We start from the raw sequence: 25,056 nt of genomic DNA on the forward strand, positions 1-25,056 counted from the left end.
TTACACTTCCGGGGTCAGGAGAGAGTTTTCCCCGAGAAAACCGCCGAAGGCGCACGTACACCCCAGGGGCAACCCTTTTTGGTGCACTGAACGCTCAGGCAAAAGGACTGGCAACCGCCCTGCGGCGCACCACGCGGCAAGGCGTTCCCTACTGGAGAGAGGCCGCCGCAAAGACGGCCCACCGAAGGAGCAAACCCGCATCGCCGGGCGAATCTCTCAGGTAAAGTGGACAGCAGGGGCAACCGATGGATTTAGAACCTGTTTGCCCCCCCGGAGAATGCCTTGTCCGATTCGTCCACCTCTTCCGCCGCACCCGAAACCCTGCTGAAAACGCCGCTGCACGCGCTGCACCTGGAGCTGGGCGCGCGCATGGTGCCTTTTGCGGGCTATTCCATGCCGGTGCAATACCCCGCGGGCCTGATGGCCGAGCACCACCACACACGCCAGGCCGCCGGCCTCTTCGATGTGTCCCACATGGGCCAACTGCGCCTGGTGGGCGCCGACGCCGCGGCGGCGCTAGAGTCGCTGATCCCCGTCGACGTGATCGACCTGCCCGCCGGCAAGCAGCGCTACGGCCTGCTGCTCAATGACGAAGGCGGCATCATCGACGACCTGATGTTTTTCAACCGCGACTACGCCCATGGCGGCGACCTGTTCGTCATCGTCAACGGCGCCTGCAAGGTGGGCGACATCGCGCACATCCAGGCAAAGATAGGCGCGCGCTGCGAAGTCATCCCCATGCCCGAGATGGCGCTGCTGGCGCTGCAGGGCCCGCAGGCTGTCACGGCGCTGGAGCGCCTGGCGCCCGGCGTCGAAAAGCTGGTGTTCATGACCGGCGGGCGCTTCACGGTGGCCGGCTGCGACTGTTTCCTCACGCGCAGCGGCTACACCGGCGAAGACGGTTTTGAAATTTCCGTCCACGGCTCGCAGGCCGAGACGCTGGCGCGCGCGCTGCTCGCCCAGCCCGAGGTCAAGCCCATAGGCCTGGGCGCGCGCAACTCGCTGCGTCTGGAAGCGGGCCTGTGCCTCTACGGCAATGACATCGACACCACCACGACGCCGGTGGAAGCCAGCCTCAACTGGGCCATGCAAAAAGTGCGGCGCACGGGCGGCGCGCGCGCGGGCGGTTTCCCCGGTGCGGACAAAATCCTGACCCAGCTGGCCGACCCCGCCACGCTGGCGCGCAAGCGCGTGGGCCTGGTAGCGCTGGAGCGCGTTCCCGTGCGCGACCACACGGAACTGCAAAGCACCGACGGCACGGTGATCGGCGAAGTCACCAGCGGCCTGCTGGGCCCGACCATCAACCAGCCGGTGGCCATGGGCTATGTGAAACCCGAATTCGCAGCCCTGGGCACACGCGTGAACGCCATCGTGCGCGGCAAGGCCGTGCCCATGGAAGTCGCGGCCATGCCTTTTGTCCCCAACCGCTACTTCCGTGGATAACCGTGGTTAACCGCGGCTAAAGCCTTCTTCTTTCCCCACCCCTCAACCCTCCGGAGATTCTCATGACCGTCAAATACACCGAAGACCACGAATGGCTCAAGATTGAAGGCGACACCGCCACCGTCGGCATCACCGTGCATGCGCAGGACGCGCTGGGCGACGTGGTGTTTGTGGACCTGCCCGCCGTGGGCACCACCTTCGCGCAAAAGGAAACCGCCGGCGTCGTCGAATCGGTGAAAGCCGCGGCCGACGTCTACATGCCCGTGAGCGGCGAAGTGACCGCCATCAACGAAGCGCTGAAGGACGACCCCTCCCTGGCCAACAGCGACCCCATGGGCGCCGGCTGGTTCTTCAAGATCAAGCTGTCCGATCCCTCGCAGCTCGACGCGCTGATGGACGAAACCCGCTACACCGCCTTCGCCGCCTGATTTCCCGGCCTTTACTTTTTTGACTTCCTGCTGCCAAGCCTGACACGGAACCCGACATGTTGATGCAAACCGCCAAGCCCCTGGGCGACCTCGAAAACCCTTCAGAATTCATCGCCCGCCACATCGGCATCGACGAAACCGACGAAGTCCACATGCTCGGCGTCGTGGGTTCGGCCTCGCGCCGCGAGCTGGTCGAGGGCATCGTTCCGCGCTCCATCGCGCGCAGCACGCCCATGGCCATCCCGGCCCCGGTCACGGAAGCCACCGCGCTCAAGCAGCTCAAGGCCATCGCGGCCAAGAACAAGGTGTTCAAGAACTTCATAGGCCAGGGCTACTACGGCACCTACACGCCGGGCGTGATCCTGCGCAACATCCTTGAGAACCCCGCCTGGTACACCGCCTACACGCCCTACCAGGCCGAGATCTCGCAGGGCCGCATGGAGGCGCTGATCAATTTCCAGACCATGGTCTGCGACCTGACCGGCATGCCGATTGCCAACGCCTCCATGCTCGACGAGGCCACGGCCGCCGCCGAAGCCATGACCCTGGCCAAGCGCAGCGTCAAAAGCAAGAGCAACGTCTTCATCGTGGCGGGCGACTGCCATCCGCAGACCATCGAAGTGATACAGACCCGCGCCAAACCGCTGGGCATCACGGTCAAGGTCAGCACGGCGGCCGTCACCGTGCCGCAGCTAATGGCCGAGGGCGACTACTTCGGCGTGCTGGCCCAGTACCCCGCCACCACCGGCAGCATCCATGACCTGCGCCCGCTCGCGGGCCAAGCCCACGTCGATGGCGCGGCGCTGTGCGTCGCGGCCGACCTGCTGGCGCTCACGCTGCTGACCCCGCCCGGCGAATGGGATGCCGACATCGTGCTGGGCAACACCCAGCGCTTCGGCATGCCCATGGGCAACGGCGGCCCGCACGCGGCCTACCTGGCCTGCCGCGACGAGTTCAAGCGCTCGCTGCCTGGCCGCCTGGTCGGCGTCAGCGTCGACAGCCACGGCAACCCGACCTACCGCCTGGCGCTGCAGACGCGCGAGCAGCACATACGCCGCGAAAAAGCCACCTCCAACATCTGCACCGCGCAGGTGCTGCCGGCCGTGATCGCCAGCATGTACGCCGTCTACCACGGCCCGCAGGGCCTCAAGCGCATCGCCGAGCGCGTGGCGGCCTACACCGCGGTTTTTGTGCGCGGCCTGCAGGAGCTGGGCTACGAGATCACCAACACCGGCGCCTTCGACTCCGTGACCGTGAAGACCGGCGACGCGACCACCGCGATTGCCGAGCGCGCGCGTCAGGCCGGCGCCAACCTGCGCTTTCGCCTGAACAATCATCTGGGCGTGTCGCTTGACGAAACCACCAGCCGCAAGGACATCGAACTGCTCTGGTCCTTCTTCGCCAAACCCGGCCAGTCCCTGCCTGTGGTCAGCGCCTTCGAAAAAGGCGTGGAATCGCTGATCCCCGCCGAGCTGCGCCGCGCCACGCCTTTCCTTGCGCACCCGGTGTTCAACACCCACCATTCCGAAACCGGCATGCTGCGCTACATCCGCATGCTCAGCGACAAGGACCTGGCGCTGGACCGCAGCATGATCCCGCTGGGCAGCTGCACCATGAAGCTCAACGCGACCAGCGAGATGATTCCCATCACCTGGCCCGAGTTCGCCAACATCCATCCCTTCGCGCCCGCCGACCAGTTGCAAGGTTATGCCGAGCTCGACAAGCAACTGCGCGACTGGCTGTGCCAGGCCACCGGCTATGCCGGCATCAGCCTGCAGCCCAACGCCGGCTCGCAGGGCGAGTACGCGGGCCTGCTGGCCATCAAGGCCTTCCACGAAGCCAAGGGCCAGGGCCACCGCAACATCTGCCTGATCCCTTCCTCGGCCCATGGCACCAACCCGGCCAGCGCGCAGATGGTTGGCATGAGCGTGGTCGTGACCGCCTGCGACGCGCGCGGCAACGTCGACATGGCCGACTTGAAGGCCAAATGCGAACAGCACAGCGACAAGCTGGCCTGCGTGATGATCACCTACCCGAGCACGCACGGCGTGTTTGAAACCCAGGTGAAAGAACTCTGCGCCATGGTGCACAGCCACGGCGGCCGCGTCTACGTGGACGGCGCCAACATGAACGCGCTGGTCGGCGTGGCCGCGCCCGGCGAGTTCGGCGGCGACGTGAGCCACCTGAACCTGCACAAGACCTTCTGCATCCCGCACGGCGGCGGCGGCCCGGGCGTGGGCCCGGTCTGCGTGGTGGCCGACCTGGTGCCCTACCTGCCCGGCCATGCGACGGCGGGCATTCCCGGCAACGGCGTGGGCGCTGTCTCGGCGGCGCCCCTGGGCAATGCCGCGGTGCTGCCCATCAGCTGGATGTACTGCCGCATGATGGGCCCCGAGGGCCTGACGCAGGCGACCGAGGTTGCCATCCTGAGCGCCAACTACATCAGCTCGCGCCTGAAGGATCACTACCCGACGCTGTACGCCAGCGAAAACGGCCACGTGGCCCACGAATGCATCCTGGACCTGCGCCCGCTCAAGGAAACCAGCGGCGTCAGCGCCGAGGACGTGGCCAAGCGCCTGATGGACTACGGCTTCCATGCGCCCACGCTGAGCTTTCCCGTGCCCGGCACGCTGATGGTGGAACCCACCGAAAGCGAAACCCTGGCCGAGCTTGACCGCTTCATCGACGCGATGATCGCGATACGCGACGAGATCCGCAAAGTGGAAGCCGGCCAATGGCCGCAGGACAACAACCCGCTCAAGCATGCGCCGCACACCGCGGCCAGCCTGCTGGGCGACGGCTGGGACAGGCCCTACTCGCGCGAGACCGGCGGCTTCCCGCTGGCTTCGCTCAAGCAGGCCAAGTACTGGCCGCCCGTGGGCCGGGTCGACAACGTCTACGGCGACCGCAACCTGTTCTGCAGCTGCGTGCCCGTGAGCGATTACGCCTGAGTTGGACAACCAAATCCTCCTGATCGTCGCGGGCGCGGCGGCGGCGGGCTTTGTCCAGGGCCTGTCGGGCTTCGGCTTCAGCCTGGTCGCCATGTCGTTCTGGGCCTGGGCCATAGACCCGAAGCTGGCGGCTGTCATGGCGGTGTTCGGCGGGCTGGTGGGCCAGCTCATGGCGGCCTTCACCGTCAGCCGCAACACCGACTGGAAGCGCCTGCTGCCGTTTCTGGCAGGCGGCCTGCTGGGGCTGCCGCTGGGTTTGCTGCTGTTGCCCCGGCTCGACGTCCAGCTGTTCAAGCTGTTTCTCGGCGTATTGCTGGCGGCATGGTGTCCGGCCATGCTTTTTTCGGGCAAGCTTCCGCGCATTCACCATGGAGGGCGCATTGCCGACGGCGCGGCAGGCGTCGCCGGCGGCTTCATGGGTGCTTTGGGCGGTTTCAGCGGCGTCATTCCGACGCTGTGGTGCACCCTGCGGGGCTACGAGAAAGCGGACCAGCGCGCCGTCATCCAGAACTTCAATCTGGCGGTGCTGACCGTCACCATGGCCAGCTACGGAGCGGCCGGCCTAGTCACCCGCGAGACGCTGCCCATGCTGGCCATCGTGGCGCCCGCGGCGCTCATTCCCGCCTGGCTGGGCGGACGGCTTTACACGGGTATCAGCGACCTGGCCTTTCGCAGGCTGGTGCTGAGCCTGCTGACCTGCTCCGGCCTGGCCATGCTGGCTTCGTCAGTTCGGAACTTTTAGGGCGGACAGGTTAAGCGCGATTGCCTTGTCATTGCGGGCTTGATTCGCAATTCATGCCGCGCGGGTTTGTACCGTGGTTATGCAGCATGGATCAGAACGGGTAAATCCCTTTCATTCGATAGACCGCACAGCAGTTCCATAGGTGCGCTGGCGCGTGCCGCCTCCTCCATACGGAGGAGGCGGCACGCGCGAACAGTTACTAGAATGAACTGGATGCAAATAACCATATGCAATTGGTTCGCCACGTGCGAATTGCTTGTCACTCCTGCATCCCGAAATGCAAGCGGAGAGTTTGTCAAACACGGCGGAAACGTCTCCCATAGCATTGAGGCGGGCAAAAGCCAGGAGGTGGATCTCGCAGCCGGCAATGGTCTGTTTCTTAGCTATTGGGAAACGTACAGAGACATGCGCAACTTGGGCGTAGTCGAAGTTCCAAGCCAGCCCGACCGAGGTATTTTGCACATCGCATGGTTTGCCTCTGGCGCAGTGTTCGCCCCGGCCACCACTCTGGTGTGGTGGCAAGGGTCAACATTTCTCAACCCAACAGGCGGATAGCGAGTCCATCCAATGCTCATAAACAACTGGCTAACACGCCAAATCACGGTCGAAATCCGAAAGAACGGGATGCCTGTTCACCAGCCCACCGGCGTAATTCGAATCGCCCCGCAGCGCCAACTTTCGCTGACTGGCGCGCACGATTGCGAGTATGTAATTTCTGCACGAGACGTGTCTTTGCCCGGTGTCTCCATACCCGAAACGATCAGTGCCGAAAGCGCGGTACTCGACGTTCTTTGGTTCGGTGCTGGCTCAGTATTCGCGAGCAACCTCGATCTCACCTGCTGGCGAGCATTAACCGTATCCGATGCCCGAGTGGGCTGATCTCGATAGGCAGTTGCATGCCAGAAGGCCGACACCCGACTGAATCTAACCTGACGCGACGGTACGGCCTTTTTGGGGCTTGGTGCTGTGCCTCCTTTGCTGCCATAGCCTGCAGCGGCCCCCGGAAGGAGCGACCGTGCCGAATCCCTCTGTTCCTGATCTGGTGCTGAAGAATGAAGAGTCGATCACCGAAGCTACGACAGCGGGCGACGGCAGCCTAACCTGGCTGACCGGCGTGATCGCCGTGACGCAAGGCGAGCAATCCTGCTTCGCCATGAACAATCGCAACGAGATCGTGATGGTCTTCGTCAAACCGGGAACGGACCGGATGTTCTATCGTGTTGGTCGTGCGGATTTCGCTGCCCGCACCATCCATTGGGGAGCCGACGAGGAGTACGAAGTCGGCTTTCATCCTTCCGTCACTATCAACGATAACGGCACCGTCTTGTCGGTTCAGGAGACCAACAACGCCTTCACTCGGCGTATGTTCTATCGACTGGGCCAATTGCAGCCCAACGGCTTCCTCGTCACCTGGGGCTCGGCACAGCCCCACTATGGCATGGGCTTTCGACCCAGCGTCAGCATGAACAATGCCGGCTCCATCGCGGAAGTACACCAGTCGGCGAACGTCCTGTGGCCTTGGAATCTCGACTGCTGGTACGGCGAGGCGGATGTAGGCAGCAAGACGGTGCGCTGGTCTGGAAATGATCAGTTCAGCACTGGATCCCAGCCGCAGGTATCGCTGAGCAACACCAGCTTGCTCATGGTGGTCCAGAAGACCCGCGGAGAGGGTTCGGGCCTCTGGTATCGCATAGGCCAATTAACGATTCCGAAGGGCGCCCTATCCTGGTTCTCGGAAAATCCTTCATTCGCCTCTGGTTATGGGGCTCGCGTATCCCTGAACGACGAGGGCACGTTTGTTCAGATCAACAGTACGGGCAACCGAACCGAGAGTCGAACGGGAACAGTCCAACGGTGGGACGGCAAGACCCGTTGGGGACCAGCGCAGGACTTTGGCCCCGATAGTCAAGGGATTTCGGTTGGCATTACGAAGGCCGGTTTCGTGACGGCCCTGGGGCAGTTCGGCAGAGACACGCGATTGGACGAGCGGCTGGGCATGGTCACGCCTTTTGGTGCCCGTTGGATGGATATGTTGGCGGAAGTATTGGGGCCGCTAACCTTGCGATCGGTCGTGTTTCCCGGAACACACGACAGCGGCACCTCGGACATCACTTCTGCTTCAAACTTCTCGCCAGACGGCAACCCATCGATTCGCCACTTCCCACGCGCATGGGTGGTTCCGTTTGCGAAGGCGCAGGGCCTGAGCATCGACCGACAGCTACATGCTGGCATCCGTTACTTCGATCTCCGGGTGGCGCCAGAAAACGGTCAACTGAAGACGATCCACGCGCTCTACTCGGGCGCCATCACAGACGCGATAGATCAGATCTCGTTCTTCCTGGGCTACTTCAAGCGCGAGATCGTCATCCTGGACTTCCAGGCATTTTGGGACGTAACCGACGATCAGCACGACCAACTGGCCAAGTACCTGAAAGACAGGTTGGGTCCGCTGTTGGCTGATCGCAGTCGGCCCGACCAGACGCGAATACAGGATCTGTGGGGCAAGAAGCGGCAGGTGATCTTGCTTTACAACCCCGGCGGTGGCGGAAAGCGAATCCTGGACAAGGAGCCCTTATTCTGGGACAGGAGCGTCTACCTGCATTCCCCGTGGGCAAACACCAATCAGATCGGAACATTGATGGCTTTTCTAGACAAGGAGGTCGGGCAGGCTTCGCGGGAAAAGCTATTCGTGATGCAGGGCGTTCTAACGCCGCAGACCCTTGACTACCCCGACCAAAAGTCGCTGGCGTACTACGCTAGCAAATACAATGAAACCATCATTGGCTGGGCGGAGGCTTGGCGTGCACGGGCCCCGAACATCGTCATGGTCGACTGGTGCCAATACGGCTTCCTTATGCCGGCGATCATTCGGATGAATCTTGCGCCGCCGACTGAAAAAGAAACGCAGCATGTATGAGCAGCGCGACGCACTTGAGAGGGGCCGCTCCCTACTCGCTTACAGGAAATCCTGTCGTGGCAGGCGACATAGGCGACTGTGGTCCGCGACCTTATTAGGCTCACGCTCCTGAAGCTACCTCGCCACCGGCATCACCATCACCATCACCATCACCATCACCATCACCGTCACCTTACTTCGCCAATCGGTGCCCGAGTTGTTGCGGCGAAGGGCTAGGGCCTGTTAACGTTATTTCAAGAAGAACGGGAGCTGGCCCGCAGCTCGCGAATGGCTTTGATCATGGTGGGCGCCAGCATATTCCAGTGCAAGGCCCGCAGCGACCGGCGGTAACGCAGCCCGCTGCCCCCCAGGGCGGCCGACACCAGTTCCAGGGGATCGCTCACCACGCACAGAAGCCGCTTGATCATGGGGTCCTGCTCGCTGGGCTTGCCGCCCAGGAAGGCGTCGTTCTTCCCGTCCCACAGAAGCTGGGCATTGACGTGAATGCCCCAGCCGCATTCCCAGCCGTTCGCTTTCATGTGTTCAAGGGCGGCAGCCACGTATTCGGCATCAAAAATATAGGTGTCGGTACGCACCCAACGGCCCAGCCAGATCTCCGCCAGCGGACGCGCCGCCGGCGTGGCCCTGGGGATCAGGCCGCGCAGCATTTCGCCGTTCATCTCCATGTAGCGCACCCGCGCCGGGATGCCGGCAGAGCGCATCAGCGCGATCAGCAGGGTCACCTTGTCGTCGCCGTCGCCTCCGCGCGTCTCGAGCACGTCGCGGGCCGTCGGGTATTGGAGCTTGACTCGCTTGGTATAAGGCAGGTGCTTGACGAAGCGATAGATGGCCAGCGCCTTGTCCCGATCAGTGCGGCACAGCTGGACCAGTGCGCGAGCCTTCAGGCGCAGCTTGGTGTCGTCCAGGTCCAGCAGCGGCGTCGTGCCGAGCCAGTCCTGCGGCCGGTCGCTGACTTTTTTATGCAACCGGCGCGGCGGATCGAATTGTGCGGCAAGTGCCACCATGGGATCACCACGGAGTGAATCGTTCACGCATAGTAACCCCGCAGATGCGATTGCGGCGAATTTCGGTTCCACGCCCGGCCTCTGGGGGTCCGGCTCCTTCTTCCTCGGGGAGAAGGCAGACATCAGGGCCCGCGGCGTGGGATGTTGCATCGCAGCATGCCATCAAAAGCGGGTGGCCAGCCGGCGCTTCAGGGAGTGCACAGGGTGCCTCCGGTGTCGGCCAAGGCATTGCGCAGCTGGGTCTGTGCGATGGGCAGTTGCAGGGCCACGGCGCGCTCTACCACGGGTGCCAGGCGGCGCAGCTTCTTCTGCGCGTGGTCTTTGGCGATGTCGGCCAGACGGTGTTCCAGAAACGGGTTGAGCAGACGGTCGCGCAATTCCACCAGGTAGGCGCGGGCCTCGGGGCCTGAGCCCTCGGCGTCAAATACCGGCAGCACCTCGTCGGCCCACACGGCCTCCAGCAGGGTGCGCAGCACCGGGGTGTGCATGGCCTGCACCACGGTCATGTCGGCGGCACCGCCCAGCAGTTGCCAGCGTTCGGCCAATACCGTGTGGCCCAGGTTCAGCAGCCAGAGCTTGCGTTGCTCGAAGGGGGCCAGTGCATCCGTCACCACCATGGCCGGGTGGCTGCAAGGAAGCACCATGCGCGGCTGGCGTTCAATGGCCCACAGCGCATAGGGCTCGGCGACCGCACCGGCGGGTTCCAGCGGAGACGACACGATGCGGTCCACCAGTGAATTGACCCACACGCAGTGCTCCCGCACATAGCGAAGGAAGGCGGGTGCAAGGCCCCAGCCCTGTGCCAGCGTGGATACCAGCTTGCGCAGTGTGTCACCGTTGCGGCTGACCAGTTCGCAGGGATACAGCGTCAGGGGAGCCTGCGGCTGCTGCTGCCAGCGGTGGTGCAAAAGCGCCACCAGCTTGGCGGGGTAGCTGCGCGGCGCCTCCGTGGGGCTGTGCAGCAGCGCCGCCGTGTCGGAGTCGTCCAGCGCATAGCCCATATCCGCGGTGTTGGAGATGACGACCTGCACGGTGGTGGCCATGGCATCGCGCAACTGTGCCCAGTCGCGGCGTGCATGCCAGACGGCCTGCACTGCGTTCACCTGCACGACCTCCTCGATACGTCGGCCTTGTTGCATGCCGCGCAATTCCACGCGATAGCCATGTGCCAATGCCGCGGCGCGCACACTGCTCTGCGGGCTGTCCGTGCTCTGCACGACGGTAATGCCGCCCAGTGCCTGGCCTTGCGCCAGGGCCTGGGACACAAACAGGTCCGCATGCGCCTGCAGAAAGCGCCCGGTGCCGAACTGGAGGATGGGAGTGCTCACGTGCAAGTTCCGCTTAGCATTCGATCAACGCCTTGACCACGCCCTGCGTGGGATCCAGCAGGGTGGCGAATTGGGCGGGTACATCGGCCAGGGCCATGCGATGGGTGTTGAGTGCCGCGGTGGGGATTTTGCCGCCCCGCATCGCCTCAAGCACCGTTTCGAAGTCTTCCATGGTGGCATTGCGGCTGCCCATCAGGGTGGCCTCGCGCTTGTGAAATTCCGGATCGGCGAAGGTGATGTTGTCCCGCACTATCGACACCAGCACATACTTGCCGCCATGGGCAATGAACTGGAAGCCGCGCTCCATGGCCTTTGCGTTGCCTGTGGCGTCAAAAACGACATCGTAAAAATCTCCGTCGGTCAGCGCGCGCAGCTCGTCCACGTCGTTGTCGGCGATCAAGACACCCGCATGCGCACCCAGGTGTTGTTTGCAGAAGTCCACCCGCTCCTTTCGCGTGTCCAGCGCCGTGACCTGGCCGCCACGCAGGCCGGCGAACAGCAGGACGGCCATGCCGATGGGCCCCGTCCCCACCACCAGCACGCGCTGACCGGGCTGCACGTCGGCGCGGCGCACGGCATGGGCACCAATGGCCAGAAATTCCAGCATGGCGGCCTGGTCCAGTGACACACCCTCCGCCTTGCGCACAAACTGCGCGGGTACGTTGAGATACTCGGTGAAGGCGCCGTCGCGGTGCACGCCCAGTACCTGGATGTGGACGCAGCAGTTGGTCTTGCCCTGGCGGCAGGCGACACATCGGCCGCACGACAGGTAAGGCATGACGAAGACCGTGTCGCCAGGCTGAAGGGAGCTGCCCGCCGGAGCCTCCTCCACGGTACCCGCGACTTCGTGGCCCATGACGCGTGGGTAGGCGAGGAAGGGTTGTGTGCCGGTGAAGATGTGCAGATCGGTGCCGCACACCCCCACGCGGCGGATGCGCAGCAGCACATCGCCTTCATTGCGGATGGGCATGGCGGCTTCGACCGTGCGCAGCACGCCGGGAGTTTCGCAAATGACTGTGAGCATAGATGTCCTTGGGTGGAAGTGGTGAGTGCTAGTCGATGTGGAAGACGGATTCCATGGCGGCCCAGTGCTCGCCCGGGCCGCGGGTTTCAAGGGGGCGCTGGCAGGGGCCGCACAGGGCCCACCAGCGCTGCGTTTCTGCGTCGGCGGCGATAGCCGCCATGTCCGCGTCAAAGTCCTGGCCGTGGTATTCCCAGTAGCCGAACAGCAGGTTTTCCGGCTCCCGCAAAAAAATGCTGTAGTTGCGCAGCTGCGACTGGCGAATGCGCTGCAGCACAGCGGGCCAGACGGCCGCGTGCAGCTGCTTGTATTCGGCGATGTGTTGGGGGTCAATACCAATGACCCATCCCATTCGTTGCATGCAATCTCCGTCTATAACTCAGTCAAGGTAGTACAGGCGGCGCGCGTTGCCGCCAAAGATGGCCGCCATGCCAGCGTCGTCCATGTCCGGGTGGGCGCGGCACAGGGCGCGGGCCATGGCCAGCCAGCCGGGGTAGTCGGCTGCGAGTTCCAGTACCGGCCAGTCACTGCCCCAAATCAATCGCCGCACCCCGAAGACCTTCAGGACATGGTCCACATACGGGCCCAGCGCCTGCGCGGTGGGGTGGGCGCCGGCCTCGGTCAGCAGCCCTGACAGCTTGCAGTACACCTGGGGCAGGTTTGCCAGCGCCGCCATATGGCCGCGCCAGGGCTCCAGCCGCCCCAGGGCGATTTCAGGCTTGGCTGCGTGGTCGATGACGACGGACAGCGAGGGATGCCGCTGGGCCATGGCCTGCAGCGCCGGCAGATGCCGGGGCAGCACCAGGGCATCGAACACCAGCCCCTGGGTCTGCATGGCCCGCAGGGCAGGCTCCAGCGCGGGATTGGTGATCCAATCGGTATCGGGTATGTCCTGCAGCATGGGGCGCAGTCCCTTGAGTTTGGGCTGCCGTGCCAGCGCTGCGATTTGTGCGGGGGCATCCGCGGCGAGCAGGTCCACCCATCCCACGACACCCCGCACGAAGGGGTTGCGCTGCGCTGTCTCCAGCAAGTAGATCGTGTCGGCGATGGTGGGCAGCGATTGGACCAGCACGGTACCGGTCACCTCGCATCGCGCCAGTTCAGGCAGCAGGTCGGCCGGGCCAAAGTCGCGGTGGATGGCGGCCAGGTCGGCCGGCGGCCAATGGCCGGTGCGGTCCGCCAGATTCCAGAAATGCTGGTGCGCATCGATCAGCATGGGGGTTTTCTCAGGCTGGGCGGGAAAGAAGTTTCAAATCCGTGGTGTGCATAGGCCCTCCTCCGGCAGCCGGTGCCGGAGGGGTTCCAGGGTTCGGGTGGTTCAGTAGAGAACGTTCTTGGCAGCGGGCGAGTCGATGTTTTTCTTGTTGACCATCAACACGCCGGTATCGCGGAAGGCCGGCACTTTCTTGCCTTCCACAATTTCCGCCACGGTCTTTACGCCCAGGTTGCCCATCTCAAAGGCGCTTTGCACGGCAATCGCCTCGATGGTGCCGTCTTTCACAAAGCCTTGCAGGTCGGAGTTGCCGTCAAAGCCAATGGCCACCACTTTGCCGGCTTTGCCCGCCTGAACCAGTGCGCGGCCCATGCCGATAGCGGTGGGTTCGTTGGCGCCGAAGATGCCCTTGAGGTCGGGATTGGCGGCCAGCACGTCGGTGGTCTGGTTCAGTGCGGTACCCATCTGCGAGTTGGAGTAGAAGGGGCCCACGATCTGCAGCTTGGAATGCTTCTTGATGTAGTCGGTGAAACCTCCCACGCGGCCGATTTCGGAGCCCGAGCCCGCGGTGTAGGACATGATGGCAATCTTGCCGGTGGTGCCGATCTTCTCGATCAACGTCTTGGCGCACATTTCCCCGGCAGTCTTGTTGTCGGTGGCCAGAAAGGACTGGTAGTAAGCCTTGCCGGAGTCCGCTGCGGCCGAGTCAATCAGCACAACAGGAATCTTGGCTTCCCAGGCCTTCTTGATGGCGGGGATCAGGGCATCCGGATCCGAAGGGGCCAGCACAATGCCGGCGACCTTGCGGTTCACGGCGTTTTCCACCAGGGATACCTGCCCGGCCAGGTCGGTGTCGGATGCCGCGCCCTGGAAGGTGGCGGTGTAGCCCTTGAGATTGCCGACGGCGGCGTTGGCGCCCTTCTTCACGTTTTGCCAGAAGTCCGAATTGGCGGTCTTCACGATGACGGCGATTTCCTTGTCGGCGGCCAGAGCCATCGACGACGCAGCCACCAGGGCGGCTGCGATCAGGGTGTGGATAAATTTTTTCATTTCTTTCCTCATGGGTGGTTGTAGAGGTTGTCTCTCGAAGTCCCGGTAAGCCCTGCCGGTAGGGATCACTTGCGATGGCGCATCTGGTCGATCCAGACGGCCAGGAGGATGACGACGCCAATCAGAATTTGCTGGGTGAACGCGGACACGCCGCTCATGTTCAAACCGTTGCGCAGGATGCCGATCACGAACGCGCCAATGACGGTGCCGGACACTGTGCCCACACCGCCCGTGAGTGAGGTGCCGCCTATCACCGCGGCGGCAATCGCATCAAGTTCATACATCAGGCCCTCACTGGGCTGGGCGGTGACCAGGCGTGACATCAGCACGCAGCCGGTCAGCCCGGCCAGCAGACCGGAAAGCACATAGGCAAACAGCGTCACGCCCTTGACGTTCACGCCCGAAAGCCGGGCGGCTTCCAGGTTGGAGCCGATGGCGTACAGATGGCGCCCCAGCGTGGCACGGTTCAGCAGGATGGAGACGGCCAGCGCCAGCACGACCATGAGCACCACGGGATAGGGAATGCCGACGAACACCACATCGGGGAAGCCGTCGGCACCGATATTGACGATGCGGAACAAGGCGCCATTGCCCAGTTCCGCAAAGCTCTCGCCCAGGCCGCTGATGGCGCGGGCGTCGGTCAGTTGCAAGGCCACGCCGCGTGCCACCAGCATCATTCCCAAGGTGGCAATAAAGGGCGGCAGTTTGAGCACCGTCACACACAGGCCGTTGATCAACCCGCACAGCCCACCGACCAGCAGGCCGGCAAACATGCCCAGCGGCACGGGCGCGCCCGCCTTGACCAGCATGGCTGCCACGACGCCGGCCAGCGCCAGGATGGCGCCTACCGAGAGGTCAATGCCACCAGTGATGATCACGCAGGTCGCCGCGATGCCAAGATAGGCAATGGACGTCACCTGGAGCGCCACGGTCATGCCGTTGCCCACGCTGAAGAAGGCGTTGCTGGTGAACGAGAAGATGGCGATGAGTCCCAGCAGGCTGGCCAGCGCGGCAAATTTTTGAAACAGGTCTTGTTGTTGTTCGGTCATGGTGGGGTCCGGGGAAAGGGTCCAGGAAGGCTCAGCGGGTCAGCTGGCAGAGGGCACGCTGCGGCCGGAGGCGTAGTGCATGACTTCCTCTTGATGCGTTTCGCGGGTGGGGAGGATAGTGACCAGGCGGCCTTCATGGAAGACCGCGACACGGTCGGTCATCCCCATGATTTCGGGCAGCTCGGAGCTGATCATCACGACGCCGATGCCCTGGCCCGCGAGCTGGTCCAGCAACTGGTAGATGGCGTACTTGGCGCCCACATCAATGCCGCGCGTGGGCTCGTCAAAGAACAGCACGCGTGATTCACGGAACAGCCATTTGCTGATCACGAGTTTCTGCTGGTTGCCACCCGAAAGCAGGCGCACGATCTGGCTGCTGCCGGGCGTGCGGATGTCGAGCGCGCCGATGTAGTGGCGTGCGGCATCCTGCTCTTTGTCAAACTGGATCATGCCCGCGCGGTTGGACACCGCATCCATGTGGGCCAGTGTGATGTTCTGGGCCACAGTCATCTTCAATGCCAGCCCGTCGTGCTTGCGATCCTCCGAGAGATAGGCCAGCCCCTGGCGCACCGCATCCCGTGGCGAGCGAATGGTCAGACGCTGCCCGTCCAGAAACACCTCGCCGGCGTCGACGGGATCCGCGCCAAAAATGGCGCGAGCCACCTCGGTGCGCCCCGCCCCCATGAGCCCGGCGAAGCCCAGGATTTCGCCGCGGCGCAGCTCAAAGCTCACGTCGTGAAACACACCCTGGCGGGTCAGGCCCTCAACGCGCAACAACACGTCGGTCGTGGGCACGGATGTTCTTTTGGGGAATACATCGTCCAGCGAGCGCCCCACCATCCTGGCCACGATCTCTTCCACGCTGGTGTCGGCCAGGCGTTCAGTGGACACGTAGCGCCCGTCGCGCAGGACAGTGACCCGGTCCACGATGAGCGCCAGCTCGTCGAGGCGGTGGGAAATGTAGACAATACCCACCCCCGTGCGCTTGAGCTCGTGGATGATGGCAAACAGCTTCTCGGTCTCAGACTCCGTGAGGGAGGAGGTGGGCTCGTCCATGATGAGCACCTGGGCGTTGAGCGACAGCGCCTTGGCAATTTCCACCATCTGCTGCTGGGCCACCGACAGGGTTTTGACCAGGGCGTCCGGTGCAATGTCCAGCCCCAGCCGGTCCAGGCATTGCTGTGCCTGGTGGCGCAATGCCGCCCGGTCAATCAGCCAGCCTTTTCGTGGCTCGCGGGCCAGGTAAATGTTTTCGGCCACCGTGAGGTGCGGAACCAGGTTCAGTTCCTGGTGAATGATGGCAATGCCGACAGCCTCGGATTCGGAGGTGGACTGGAACCGGCAAACCTCGCCGCGATAGTGCAAGGCCCCCGCATCGGGCTGGTACTGGCCGCTGATCACCTTCATCAGTGTCGATTTGCCTGCGCCGTTTTCGCCGCACACCGCGTGTACCTCGCCACTTCGCACGTCAAAGCTCACACCATCGAGTGCCAGCACCCCGGGGAAGCGCTTGGTAATCCCTTCCAGGCGCAACAGTACGCCAGCCTCGGCGGGGCTGGGCGCGTCGGGACGGACGGGATCGGACACGGATGACAGCAATGCGAGTTCCTCTTGGTGGGGGTCAGGGAGACCGGGATGGATAAATTTGCTGTTGCGCAAATTGGTAAGGCCACCTGACACAATTTGCCGTATTTGGCCTTACCAGGAAGTGCGTGTGTATTGGTGCTTACCCGTGGCCTGGGGTCACTGATGGACGTGAAAAGACGAAAAAAAGCCTGCGCAATTGCACAGGCCTGACCAGGCGAGAGGCTAACAAGCTCTAGATCATGACCATTCGCGGCGGCTCTCGACCCAGCGCTGTTCGGAGGCTTGCAGGTGCGCGCGCATGGCGGTCTGTGCGGCCAGCACGTCCCGGCTCTCCAGGGCGCGCAAGATGGCTTCGTGCTCCTGCAGCGCGATGGCCCAGGTCTGGCCGGATTCGGAATGCGCGCTCAGGCGCGCGGCAATCGGGCTGTGGCGTTCGTCAAATAGCTCACCCACCAGGCGCTCCAGCACGGAGTTGCCCGTCATGGCTGCAATCGTCTGGTGAAACTGCCGGTCAAAGGCCAGGGGCGAGCGGTTTTGCGCCACGGCAGACAGCATGTTGTCCAGAATCTGGCGCAGTGCCGACAGTGCTTCGGGCGTGGCCTTGGCGCAGGCTTGCAGCACGATGGTTCCCTCGATGGCGGCGCGCGCCTGCATCAGCTCGATCGGGCTTTCACCCATGGCGGCCAGGGCCTGCGGCTTGCGCTGGGCCGCACTGCAAACATACACGCCGGCGCCCATGCGCACTTCCACGCTACCCTCGATTTCCAGCGCAATCAGCGCCTCGCGCACCGAGGGGCGTGAGACGCCCAGCTGCTGGGCCAGATCGCGCTCCGGCGGCAGCCGCGCACCCGCGATGTAGTTGCCCTTGTCAATGAAGGTGCGAATCTGGTCGGCAATTTGTTGATAGAGCCGACGGTTGTCGACCTGTTTGAGTTGGTCCAGCATGGGTCCTCTGCGTGAAGTGCAGTTTATGCGACGGCGGTTTTGTCATGGGTGATGACCAGAAAGGTAAGGCCAATTCAACGCCAGGCCAACGCAGGCGCGTTGGCCTTACCAATTTTAGAGCTTTGGAGCGAAAGCAGGCCTATTGTTTCAACACAAAGGCCGCCAAGGCCTTGAGTTCCTGCGGGCTCAGATTGGAAAACGGCGGCATCACCACCGGCCCCCATTTGCCTGAACCGCCGGCCTTTATGCTGGCCTCCAGCCTGGCCTGCGCTTGCGGGTCGTTTTTGTACCGGGCCGCGACGTCGTGATAGGCCGGCCCGACGATTTTCTGCGCCACCGCATGGCAGCCCAGGCAGGCATTGGCCTTGAGCACGGCCTGCACATCGACGGCAGCAGCGGACGTGCCGGGAGCTGCGGCAGGAGCCGGCGTTGCCGCCGCCACCGGCCCCAGCGTGGGCTTGGCGCCCCCGTAGGTCACGGCCAGGTATTCGCCGATCTGCGCCACGTCGCCATCGCTGAGCGGCGCGGCATAGGCATGCTCCATCTTGCGCACCTCGGCGGTCCACTGCGCGGCCGTCATGGCCGGGGGCTGCTGGCTGATGTAGTCAGCCGAGTGGCAAATACCGCATTTCTGCAGCGCAACCTGGTAGCCGGGCAGCTTGGAGGGCTTGAGTCTGGCGGTCTCCAAAGGCAGGGTCACGCTCTGCACGGCTTGCGCCCATACGGCGCCGCAGCCCAAAACCAAAGCGGCTGCGGACAGAACACGCACGGCAGATAAATGGAGGATGTTCATGGCGATCTCCTAGACCGCCAGCAGGCGCGTGGTTTCAACGACGTTGCGCGCATAACCACCCGGGTTCCAGCTCGCAGCGGCGGGCTGCACATCGCCCTGCATATTCGTGGCCCGCACCATGAGTTTGAGTTCGCCCTTGCGCGGCGCTGCCATGCCGAAACTCCATTCGCGAAACGAGAAGCGCCCCAGGTCCTTGCCCAGCACGGCCTCGCGCCACTGCTGCCCGTCTTCGGATACCTCGACCTTGCGTATGCCGCTGCCGCCGTCAAAGGCAATGCCCTTGAGCTGCAGCGGCTTGCCCGCCGGCACGCGCGCGCCGCCCGCCACACTGGTGATAAAGGAGCGCACCGGCAGCGTGGTGATGGGCCGCGTTGCCGTGGGCGCCGTGCCGGCCGGCACGCACTGGCAGGCGTTGTCGGGCACGCGGTAGGCCGTGGACATGAAAAAACCGTCAAAGCCGTGGTCCATCACGACGATCTCGCTCAGGTGCTTGACCCAGTAGGTGCCGAAGTAACCGGGCACGATGAGCTTGATCGGATAGCCGTTGAGGAAAGGAATGTCGGCGCCGTTCATGGACCAGGCCACGATGGGCTCGGCACTGAGCGCCAGGTCTATGTTCAGGGCCTTGATGAAGTCCGGCGTCTTGGGCAGCACCGGCGTGTCCAGGCCGTTGAACGCCACCTCCTTGGCGCCGGGCAGCACGCCGGCTTTTTCGAGCACGGCCCGCAGCGGTACACCCACCCATCGCGCATTGCCCATGGAGCCGTTGCCCAGCTGGGCGCCGAAGACGCGCGGTTCAAAAAACCCCCGGCTGTTGCCCGAGCACTGGTTGACGGCCACCACCTCGACCGGCGCGGCCAGGGCCTTGAGTTCGGCCAGCGAAAGCGACAGCGACTGTTTGACATGGCCGCCCACGCGCAGCCGGTAAGCCGCGGCATCTATGCGTTTCGGGATGTTGGCCAGGTGGTAGCGCACGAAGAAGGCATTGTTGGGTGTGATCACCCCTTCGCCAAAGGCGCTGAAGGGCGTTTCCAGGTGCGGCGGCCGCGTGGTCACGCGCAGCAGCGGGCGCTTGCCCGGGTAGGTCACCAGCTCGCGTTCGCCATTGCCGAAGGGAAGCGTTTCATGCCCGGCCGCGAAAGCCTGGAGCGGAAAAGCACCCATGGCCGCGGCCCCCAGGCCGGCGCGCTGCAAAAAAACTCTCCTGCGGGCATCGTGATCATCGCGATGATTCATGGGCGTCCTCCTGGTGGGGATGAAGGTTTGCCGCGAGGCGGCTGCCGATGCTTGCATGATAGGCCAGCCGGCGCCGCGGCGATAATCCGCGCAGCTCTCCCCGCAGTCCCCTTATCCATGAAACCATGAAAGCCATGATTCCCATGAAAACATTGACCGCCGCACTGGCCTGCCTCGCCTCCTTCGCGGTGTCCACCGCCGCCCTCGCCGCCGCCCCGGCCGAGACACTGCCCAGCGGCGTCAAGGTCGTGCACACGGCCGACGGCACCGGCCCGCAGCCCAAGGCGACTGACACCGTCAAGGTGCACTACCGCGGCACGCTGGCCGACGGCAAGGAATTCGACAGCTCCTACAAACGCGGCGCGCCCGCCAGCTTTCCGCTGAACCGTGTCGTGCCTTGCTGGACCGAAGGCGTGCAAAAAATCAAGGTCGGCGGCAAGGCCACGCTGACCTGCCCACCCGCCACGGCTTATGGCGAGCGCGGCGCCGGCGGCGTGGTACCGCCCAATGCCACGCTGACCTTCGACATCGAGCTGCTTGCGATCGAGAAGTAATCAGGCATCCAGCGCGGCCAGCAGTGCTTTGTCGAAAGCAGCGGCCCGCTCAAATTGCAGCCAGTGGCCGGCGTCCTCCACGAGCGCCAGGCCCCTGAAATCCGCGGCCCGCGCCAAAGCCTCCCGCAGCGCATCGAGCTTGCCGCGGTACAGCGCATCCTCGCGTCCGTAAATCGCCCACACCGGGCAGCGCAGCCGCGCCAGCGACTGCGCCAGCGCATCGGTGCGCGCCAGGCTGCGGCCCTTCATGCGGTCGCGCAGCACATTGGCAATGTGCAGGCGCAGGGCCAGTTCATCAATGGTTTCTTCGTGATGCAGCATCAGCGCCGCGAGGTTGTGCCGGTGTATCGCGTCGCGCTCGGCCGCATCGGCCAGGTGCCGCCAGGCGCGCAGGCGTATGGCTTTTTCGGGCGCCACACCAAGGCCGGGCGCGCCCACCAGCACCACACGCGCGGCCCGGGCCGCAAAGCGCTCCGCCATGAAGCCGGCCACCATGCCGCCAAACGAAAACCCCACCAGGTCGCAGGCCGCATCGCCCACCAGCATGGCCAGCCCCTGCTCCACCGGCTCGGGCAGCACGTCGGCATCGGTACCGCGCGGCGGCGCCGCTGAATCGCCAAAGCCGGGCAAGTCGGGCACCAGCAGCCAGCGGCCCGACGCGGCCAGCGTGCTGATATTGCGCAGCCAGTGCATCCAGCTGCCGCTGCCACCGTGCAGCAGCACCAGCGGCGCAAGCCCGGGCCGGCGCGTGGCCTGGCCCCAGCTGTGCCAGACCATGGCACCGTCGCCGCAAGGGGTTTCAAAACGGCTGGCCGTGCGCAGCAGCGCGTGCGCCTCGGGAGGCAGTTGGATGTCCGGGAGATCGCTCATGCAGGGTTTATACCCTGCCACCCGTGCGGCCATAGGGAAGCTCCTAAACTGGCCCGTCGCGCTTCACTCACGAGGCGCCCCCCCCGGATTTCCATGATTCCTTTTTCAGTCCTTGACCTGTCCCCCATCGTCAAAGGCGCCACCGCCGCCGACGCTTTTCGCAACACCCTCGCCCTGGCCCGGCATGCCGAGCAGCTGGGCTTCAAGCGTTTCTGGCTGGCCGAGCACCACAACAACCCCGGTATCGCAAGCGCGGCCACCGCTGTGGTGATAGGCCATGTGGCCGGCGGCACAAGCACCATTCGTGTGGGGTCGGGCGGCGTGATGCTGCCCAACCACTCGCCGCTGGTGATTGCCGAGCAGTTCGGCACACTGGCCTCGCTGTATCCCGGCCGCATTGATCTGGGCTTGGGCCGCGCGCCCGGCACCGACCAGCTGACCGCCCGCGCGCTGCGCCGCGACAACCAGAACAATGCCGATACTTTCCCGCAGGACGTGCAGGAGCTGCGTTACTACTTTGACGACATAGAGCCCGGCCAGAGAATCCGCGCCGTGCCGGGCGCTGGCCTCAAGGTGCCGCTGTGGATACTCGGCTCCAGCCTCTTCGGTGCCCAGCTGGCCGCCGCGCTGGGCCTGCCCTTTGCCTTTGCCTCGCATTTCGCGCCCGACATGCTGATGCAGGCCCTGGAGATTTACCGCAGCCGTTTCGAACCTTCGGCGCAACTCGACAAGCCCTACGCCATGGTCGCCGCCAACGTGGTGGCCGCCGACACCGACGAGGCGGCCCGCTACCAGCTCACGTCCGTCCAGCAGGCCATGACCAACCTGCTGCGCGGAACCCCCGGCCCCATGCCGCCACCGATAGACGACATCGACGCCTACTGGTCGCCGGCCGAGCGGGTGGGTGCGCAGCGGATGTTGAAGTATGCGGTGGCGGGGTCTCCCGCCTCCGTCCGGGAGGGTTTGCGTTCTTTTATCGCCGAGACCCGGGCGGATGAGTTGATGGTGACCACGCATATTTTTGATCCGGCTATTGCCCGGAGGTCGCTGGAGATCACCGCACAGGTGCGTGACAGCCTATAGGCCGTCACGCCTGCCGCAGTGCCAAGCAAAGCAAATCGCTATTGTTTTTATAGCTACTTGCGCCCAATTTCATTGGGCTGAGCCCCTGTAACGCCCTTGGCCAGCATCCGGCGGCCGGACGGGCCTGGCGGGCCTGGCGGGCGGGCGCCATTTGGCATGGATCATGCTGAGCCTGAAGTGCCGTTCGCCGGCGCTATCCCAGTTTTCGATATGGCTCAATCCTCAGTCCCCGAACGCCACACCCTTTTTGACGATGCGCAGGGCATCTTCACGGGTACCTTGTTTGTGTCGCTGGCGATGGTGATCTTCAACCAGGCAGGGCTGCTGACGGGCGGCACGGCCGGCATGGCCTTTGTGCTGCACTACGCCACCGGCATCAGTTTCGGCAAGCTGTTCTTTCTGGTCAACCTGCCCTTTTACTGGTTCTCATGGACCCGCATGGGGCGCGAGTTCACCATCAAGACATTCCTGTCGATTGGCTTGCTGTCGCTGCTGGCGGACTGGTCGCCCAGGGTGCTTGATATTGCGGGCATTCATCCGCTGTATGCCGCGCTGGTGGGCGGCCTGCTGCTCGGAAGCGGCTGCCTCTTCCTGGCCCGGCACCGGGCCAGCCTGGGCGGCGCCACCATCGTGACGCTCTATCTGCAGGAAAAGCACGGCTGGCGCGCAGGCAAGGTGCAGATGGTCATTGACGCCACCGTGGTGCTGCTGGCCTTGCTGGTGGTGCCGCCCGAACGGGTCAGCTATTCCGTGATGGCCGCCGTGCTGATGAGCCTGTTCCTGTGGGTCAATCACAAGCCCGGCCGCTATACGGTGACCTGAGCGGCTCAATCGCCTCCGCCCACCTTGCCCCGTGAAGACTTGATGTCCGAGCGCCGGCTTTTGCCTGCGAGCCGCCGTTGCTTCGAGCCATAAGTCGGCTTGGTCGCCCGCCGCGCCTTGGGCGGTGTGGAAACCCCATCGACCACCTCCTGCAGGCGCGCAAAAGCATCGGCGCGGTTCATCTCCTGGGTGCGGTGCTGCTGGGCCTTGAGCACCAGCACGCCTTCCTGCGTGATGCGGCTGTCGCTGCTGGCCAGCAAGCGCTCCTTGACGGCATCGGGCAAAGAAGATGCGGCGATGTCAAAGCGCAAATGAATGGCGCTGGAAACCTTGTTGACGTTTTGCCCGCCCGCGCCCTGGGCGCGTATGGCGCTGAACTCGACCTCGCGTTCGTCAACCGGGAATTTCGGCGGCGCGGCCATGCCAGTCGTCGCCCGGGCCGCTTCAGCCGGCCAGTTCGGCCAGGCCGGCGATGGCCAAGGCATAGCCCTTGACGCCGAAGCCGGCCATGACGGCCTTGGCGGCCGGAGAGATATAGGAATGGTGGCGGAAGGCTTCGCGCGCATGCACATTGCTGATGTGCAGCTCGATCAGCGTCACGCCCGCGCCCTTGATGGCGTCGTGCAGGGCCACGCTGGTATGGGTGTAAGCGCCCGCATTGAGCACCACGCCGGCCAGGGTGCCGGCGGCCTGCGCGCGGCCGGCCTCATGGATCGCGTCTATCAGCGCACCTTCATGGTTGCTTTGCCGGAAGTCCAGCTTGAAACCGTGGGCCTTGCAGGCCTGGACGCACAGCGCCTCGACGTCGGCCAAAGTCTGCGAGCCATACACGGCCGGTTCGCGCGTGCCCAGCAGGTTGAGGTTGGGGCCGTTGAGGACCAGGGCTGTTTTCATGAAGCAAGTCTTTCCAGGGGTTCAGGGTTGACGAGGATTGGCTGCGAGGTCCCGCAGCGCGACGGTTTCGCCGGTGGCGATCGAGCGCCGCACGGCCTCCACAGCCAGCAGGCTTTGCAAGGCATCCGCGACCGTGATTATCGGCTCTGCCCTGCCGTCTATCAAATCGCAGAAATGGTCCAGCTGCGCCTCGAGCGGATCCATCGCCTCCAGGGCCAGGGTTTGTTCGGTAAAAGGCGTCATCCAGCCGGGCTCACCGCGGCTGTCGGGGCTATGGGTCCAGGCCTGCAGGGTGGGCACGGCCAGCGAGCCCTGCGTGCCGGCGATGAAGTAGCAGTCTTGCGAGGCATAGCGCGCATAGGCGGTGTTCTCACCCGAGGTTTGCTCCCAGCTGCGCGGCGAGGCCACGGTGTCCGAGAGCGTGAAGGTGCCCAGCACGCCGCTGGCGAATTTCAGCGTCATCACGGCCGTGTCTTCCACTGCGAACTGCCGCACCGCGTTGGATGCGAGGGCGTGGACCGACTCCAGCTCGCCGCACAGGTAGCGCAGGTTGTCCATCTCGTGGATCAGGTTGATCAGGATGGGGCCGCCGCCGGCCTGCGCGCGCCAGGCGCCCTGCGCAAAATAACTGGCTGGCTTGTAGAACTGCGCGCTGCCCGCCACCGTGACCACGCGGCCCAGCAGACCAGCCTGGATGGCGCGCCGTGCCGCCTGCAGAGTGCCGCTGTGCCGCCTGTGGTGGCCCACCAGCATGGGTGTGCTTTGCTTGGCCAGCGCATCGGCCAGCCGCAGGCCGGCCTCCAGCGAATCAGCCACGGGTTTTTCAATCAGCGCCGGCACGCCCTGGCGCGCGCAGGCCAGCGCACCGGGTACATGCAAATGATTGGGCGTGGCCAGGATCACGCCCTGGGGCCGGGCCTCGCCAGGCGTGGCGAACAGGGTCTCCAGGCTGTCGAAATGCGGCACGCCCAGGCTGGCGGCGAAGTCCCGCGAAGCCGGTTGCGGATCCACCACGGCGCACAAGCGGGTACGCGGGCTGGCCTGGATGAGCTCGATATGCCGCCGGCCTATGACGCCGGCGCCCGCGACGGCAATGTCCAGCACAGCCGCGGCTGGCTGCGCCATC

The 25,056-nt window shown here is 64.4% G+C and carries 23 protein-coding genes and 2 riboswitches; of the genes, 8 read left to right on the top strand and 15 right to left on the bottom strand.

The features are described 5' to 3' along the window. Positions 1-5 precede the first annotated feature (5 nt). Positions 6-120: riboswitch (glycine riboswitch) on the top strand. Positions 121-141: 21 nt separating this feature from the next. After that, positions 142-243, top strand: a riboswitch (glycine riboswitch). 39 nt (positions 244-282) lie between these two features. From gcvT to ACEN8I_RS16480, 5 genes are all read left to right on the top strand, one after another. Next, positions 283-1,443, top strand: a complete 1,161-nt coding sequence (gene gcvT / locus ACEN8I_RS16460) for a glycine cleavage system aminomethyltransferase GcvT (protein ID WP_413329593.1) — start codon at positions 283-285, stop codon at positions 1,441-1,443. A 62-nt stretch (positions 1,444-1,505) separates the two neighbouring features. Beyond that, the gene (gene gcvH / locus ACEN8I_RS16465; protein WP_413329594.1) at positions 1,506-1,871 is read left to right on the top strand and encodes a glycine cleavage system protein GcvH; all 366 of its coding nucleotides are present in this window, start codon (positions 1,506-1,508) and stop codon (positions 1,869-1,871) included. Between the two features lie 56 nt (positions 1,872-1,927). After that, the gene (gcvP, locus tag ACEN8I_RS16470) at positions 1,928-4,822 is read left to right on the top strand and encodes an aminomethyl-transferring glycine dehydrogenase (RefSeq protein ID WP_413329595.1); all 2,895 of its coding nucleotides are present in this window, start codon (positions 1,928-1,930) and stop codon (positions 4,820-4,822) included. Between the two features lies 1 nt (position 4,823). Beyond that, a complete protein-coding gene (locus ACEN8I_RS16475; protein ID WP_413329596.1) occupies positions 4,824-5,564 on the top strand; it encodes a sulfite exporter TauE/SafE family protein in 741 nt (246 codons plus the stop codon). A gap of 1,015 nt (positions 5,565-6,579) precedes the next feature. After that, entirely contained in the window at positions 6,580-8,481 is a 1,902-nt protein-coding gene (locus tag ACEN8I_RS16480) for a hypothetical protein (RefSeq protein WP_413329597.1), read from the top strand. Positions 8,482-8,714: 233 nt separating this feature from the next. On the opposite strand, the gene ACEN8I_RS16485 is transcribed toward ACEN8I_RS16480, so the two are convergent. From ACEN8I_RS16485 to ACEN8I_RS16535, 11 genes are all read right to left on the bottom strand, one after another. After that, complete coding sequence (locus ACEN8I_RS16485; protein WP_413329598.1) at positions 8,715-9,485, bottom strand: transglutaminase-like domain-containing protein; 771 nt, start codon at positions 9,483-9,485, stop codon at positions 8,715-8,717. Between the two features lie 188 nt (positions 9,486-9,673). Continuing rightward, positions 9,674-10,813, bottom strand: coding sequence for a mannitol dehydrogenase family protein (locus ACEN8I_RS16490; RefSeq protein ID WP_413329599.1), 1,140 nt, complete (start codon positions 10,811-10,813; stop codon positions 9,674-9,676). A 13-nt stretch (positions 10,814-10,826) separates the two neighbouring features. Beyond that, positions 10,827-11,837, bottom strand: coding sequence for a zinc-binding alcohol dehydrogenase family protein (locus tag ACEN8I_RS16495; protein WP_413329600.1), 1,011 nt, complete (start codon positions 11,835-11,837; stop codon positions 10,827-10,829). 28 nt (positions 11,838-11,865) lie between these two features. Next, the gene (locus ACEN8I_RS16500) at positions 11,866-12,195 is read right to left on the bottom strand and encodes an L-rhamnose mutarotase (protein ID WP_413329601.1); all 330 of its coding nucleotides are present in this window, start codon (positions 12,193-12,195) and stop codon (positions 11,866-11,868) included. A gap of 18 nt (positions 12,196-12,213) precedes the next feature. Next, positions 12,214-13,050: an amidohydrolase family protein gene (locus ACEN8I_RS16505; RefSeq protein WP_413329602.1), complete on the bottom strand. Its 837-nt coding sequence runs from the start codon at positions 13,048-13,050 to the stop codon at positions 12,214-12,216. Between the two features lie 102 nt (positions 13,051-13,152). Further along, positions 13,153-14,097: an ABC transporter substrate-binding protein gene (locus tag ACEN8I_RS16510; protein ID WP_413329603.1), complete on the bottom strand. Its 945-nt coding sequence runs from the start codon at positions 14,095-14,097 to the stop codon at positions 13,153-13,155. A 65-nt stretch (positions 14,098-14,162) separates the two neighbouring features. Beyond that, positions 14,163-15,146 (bottom strand): ABC transporter permease, encoded by a 984-nt coding sequence (locus ACEN8I_RS16515; RefSeq protein ID WP_413329605.1) that lies wholly within the window; start codon positions 15,144-15,146, stop codon positions 14,163-14,165. Between the two features lie 39 nt (positions 15,147-15,185). Beyond that, positions 15,186-16,733, bottom strand: coding sequence for a sugar ABC transporter ATP-binding protein (locus ACEN8I_RS16520; protein ID WP_413329607.1), 1,548 nt, complete (start codon positions 16,731-16,733; stop codon positions 15,186-15,188). A 237-nt stretch (positions 16,734-16,970) separates the two neighbouring features. Further along, the gene (locus tag ACEN8I_RS16525) at positions 16,971-17,678 is read right to left on the bottom strand and encodes a FadR/GntR family transcriptional regulator (protein ID WP_413329608.1); all 708 of its coding nucleotides are present in this window, start codon (positions 17,676-17,678) and stop codon (positions 16,971-16,973) included. 139 nt (positions 17,679-17,817) lie between these two features. Continuing rightward, positions 17,818-18,471 (bottom strand): c-type cytochrome, encoded by a 654-nt coding sequence (locus ACEN8I_RS16530; RefSeq protein ID WP_413329610.1) that lies wholly within the window; start codon positions 18,469-18,471, stop codon positions 17,818-17,820. 9 nt (positions 18,472-18,480) lie between these two features. Continuing rightward, a complete protein-coding gene (locus ACEN8I_RS16535) occupies positions 18,481-19,707 on the bottom strand; it encodes a molybdopterin-dependent oxidoreductase (protein WP_413329611.1) in 1,227 nt (408 codons plus the stop codon). Positions 19,708-19,850: 143 nt separating this feature from the next. On the opposite strand from ACEN8I_RS16535, the gene ACEN8I_RS16540 reads away from it, so the two are divergent. Then, on the top strand, positions 19,851-20,261 hold the full coding sequence (locus ACEN8I_RS16540; protein WP_036839335.1) for an FKBP-type peptidyl-prolyl cis-trans isomerase: 411 nt from the start codon (positions 19,851-19,853) through the stop codon (positions 20,259-20,261). On the opposite strand, the gene ACEN8I_RS16545 is transcribed toward ACEN8I_RS16540, so the two are convergent. Then, positions 20,262-21,131, bottom strand: coding sequence for an alpha/beta fold hydrolase (locus tag ACEN8I_RS16545; RefSeq protein WP_413329613.1), 870 nt, complete (start codon positions 21,129-21,131; stop codon positions 20,262-20,264). It lies immediately after the preceding gene. A 93-nt stretch (positions 21,132-21,224) separates the two neighbouring features. On the opposite strand from ACEN8I_RS16545, the gene ACEN8I_RS16550 reads away from it, so the two are divergent. Both ACEN8I_RS16550 and ACEN8I_RS16555 read left to right on the top strand, forming a co-directional pair. Next, positions 21,225-22,214: an LLM class flavin-dependent oxidoreductase gene (locus tag ACEN8I_RS16550; protein ID WP_413329614.1), complete on the top strand. Its 990-nt coding sequence runs from the start codon at positions 21,225-21,227 to the stop codon at positions 22,212-22,214. 210 nt (positions 22,215-22,424) lie between these two features. Next, positions 22,425-23,036, top strand: a complete 612-nt coding sequence (locus tag ACEN8I_RS16555; protein WP_413329615.1) for a YitT family protein — start codon at positions 22,425-22,427, stop codon at positions 23,034-23,036. 5 nt (positions 23,037-23,041) lie between these two features. Here ACEN8I_RS16555 and arfB read toward each other — a convergent pair whose 3' ends face one another. From arfB to ACEN8I_RS16570, 3 genes are read right to left on the bottom strand one after another with little or no spacing between them, the layout of a single operon-like run. Beyond that, the gene (arfB, locus tag ACEN8I_RS16560; RefSeq protein ID WP_413329617.1) at positions 23,042-23,458 is read right to left on the bottom strand and encodes an alternative ribosome rescue aminoacyl-tRNA hydrolase ArfB; all 417 of its coding nucleotides are present in this window, start codon (positions 23,456-23,458) and stop codon (positions 23,042-23,044) included. 22 nt (positions 23,459-23,480) lie between these two features. After that, a complete protein-coding gene (gene aroQ / locus ACEN8I_RS16565) occupies positions 23,481-23,930 on the bottom strand; it encodes a type II 3-dehydroquinate dehydratase (RefSeq protein ID WP_413329618.1) in 450 nt (149 codons plus the stop codon). Between the two features lie 21 nt (positions 23,931-23,951). Next, positions 23,952-25,055 (bottom strand): Gfo/Idh/MocA family protein, encoded by a 1,104-nt coding sequence (locus tag ACEN8I_RS16570; RefSeq protein WP_413329619.1) that lies wholly within the window; start codon positions 25,053-25,055, stop codon positions 23,952-23,954. Between the last annotated feature and the right edge of the window lies 1 nt (position 25,056).

The organism is Polaromonas sp. CT11-55 (assembly GCF_047303325.1).
Classification (GTDB): domain Bacteria; phylum Pseudomonadota; class Gammaproteobacteria; order Burkholderiales; family Burkholderiaceae_C; genus Polaromonas.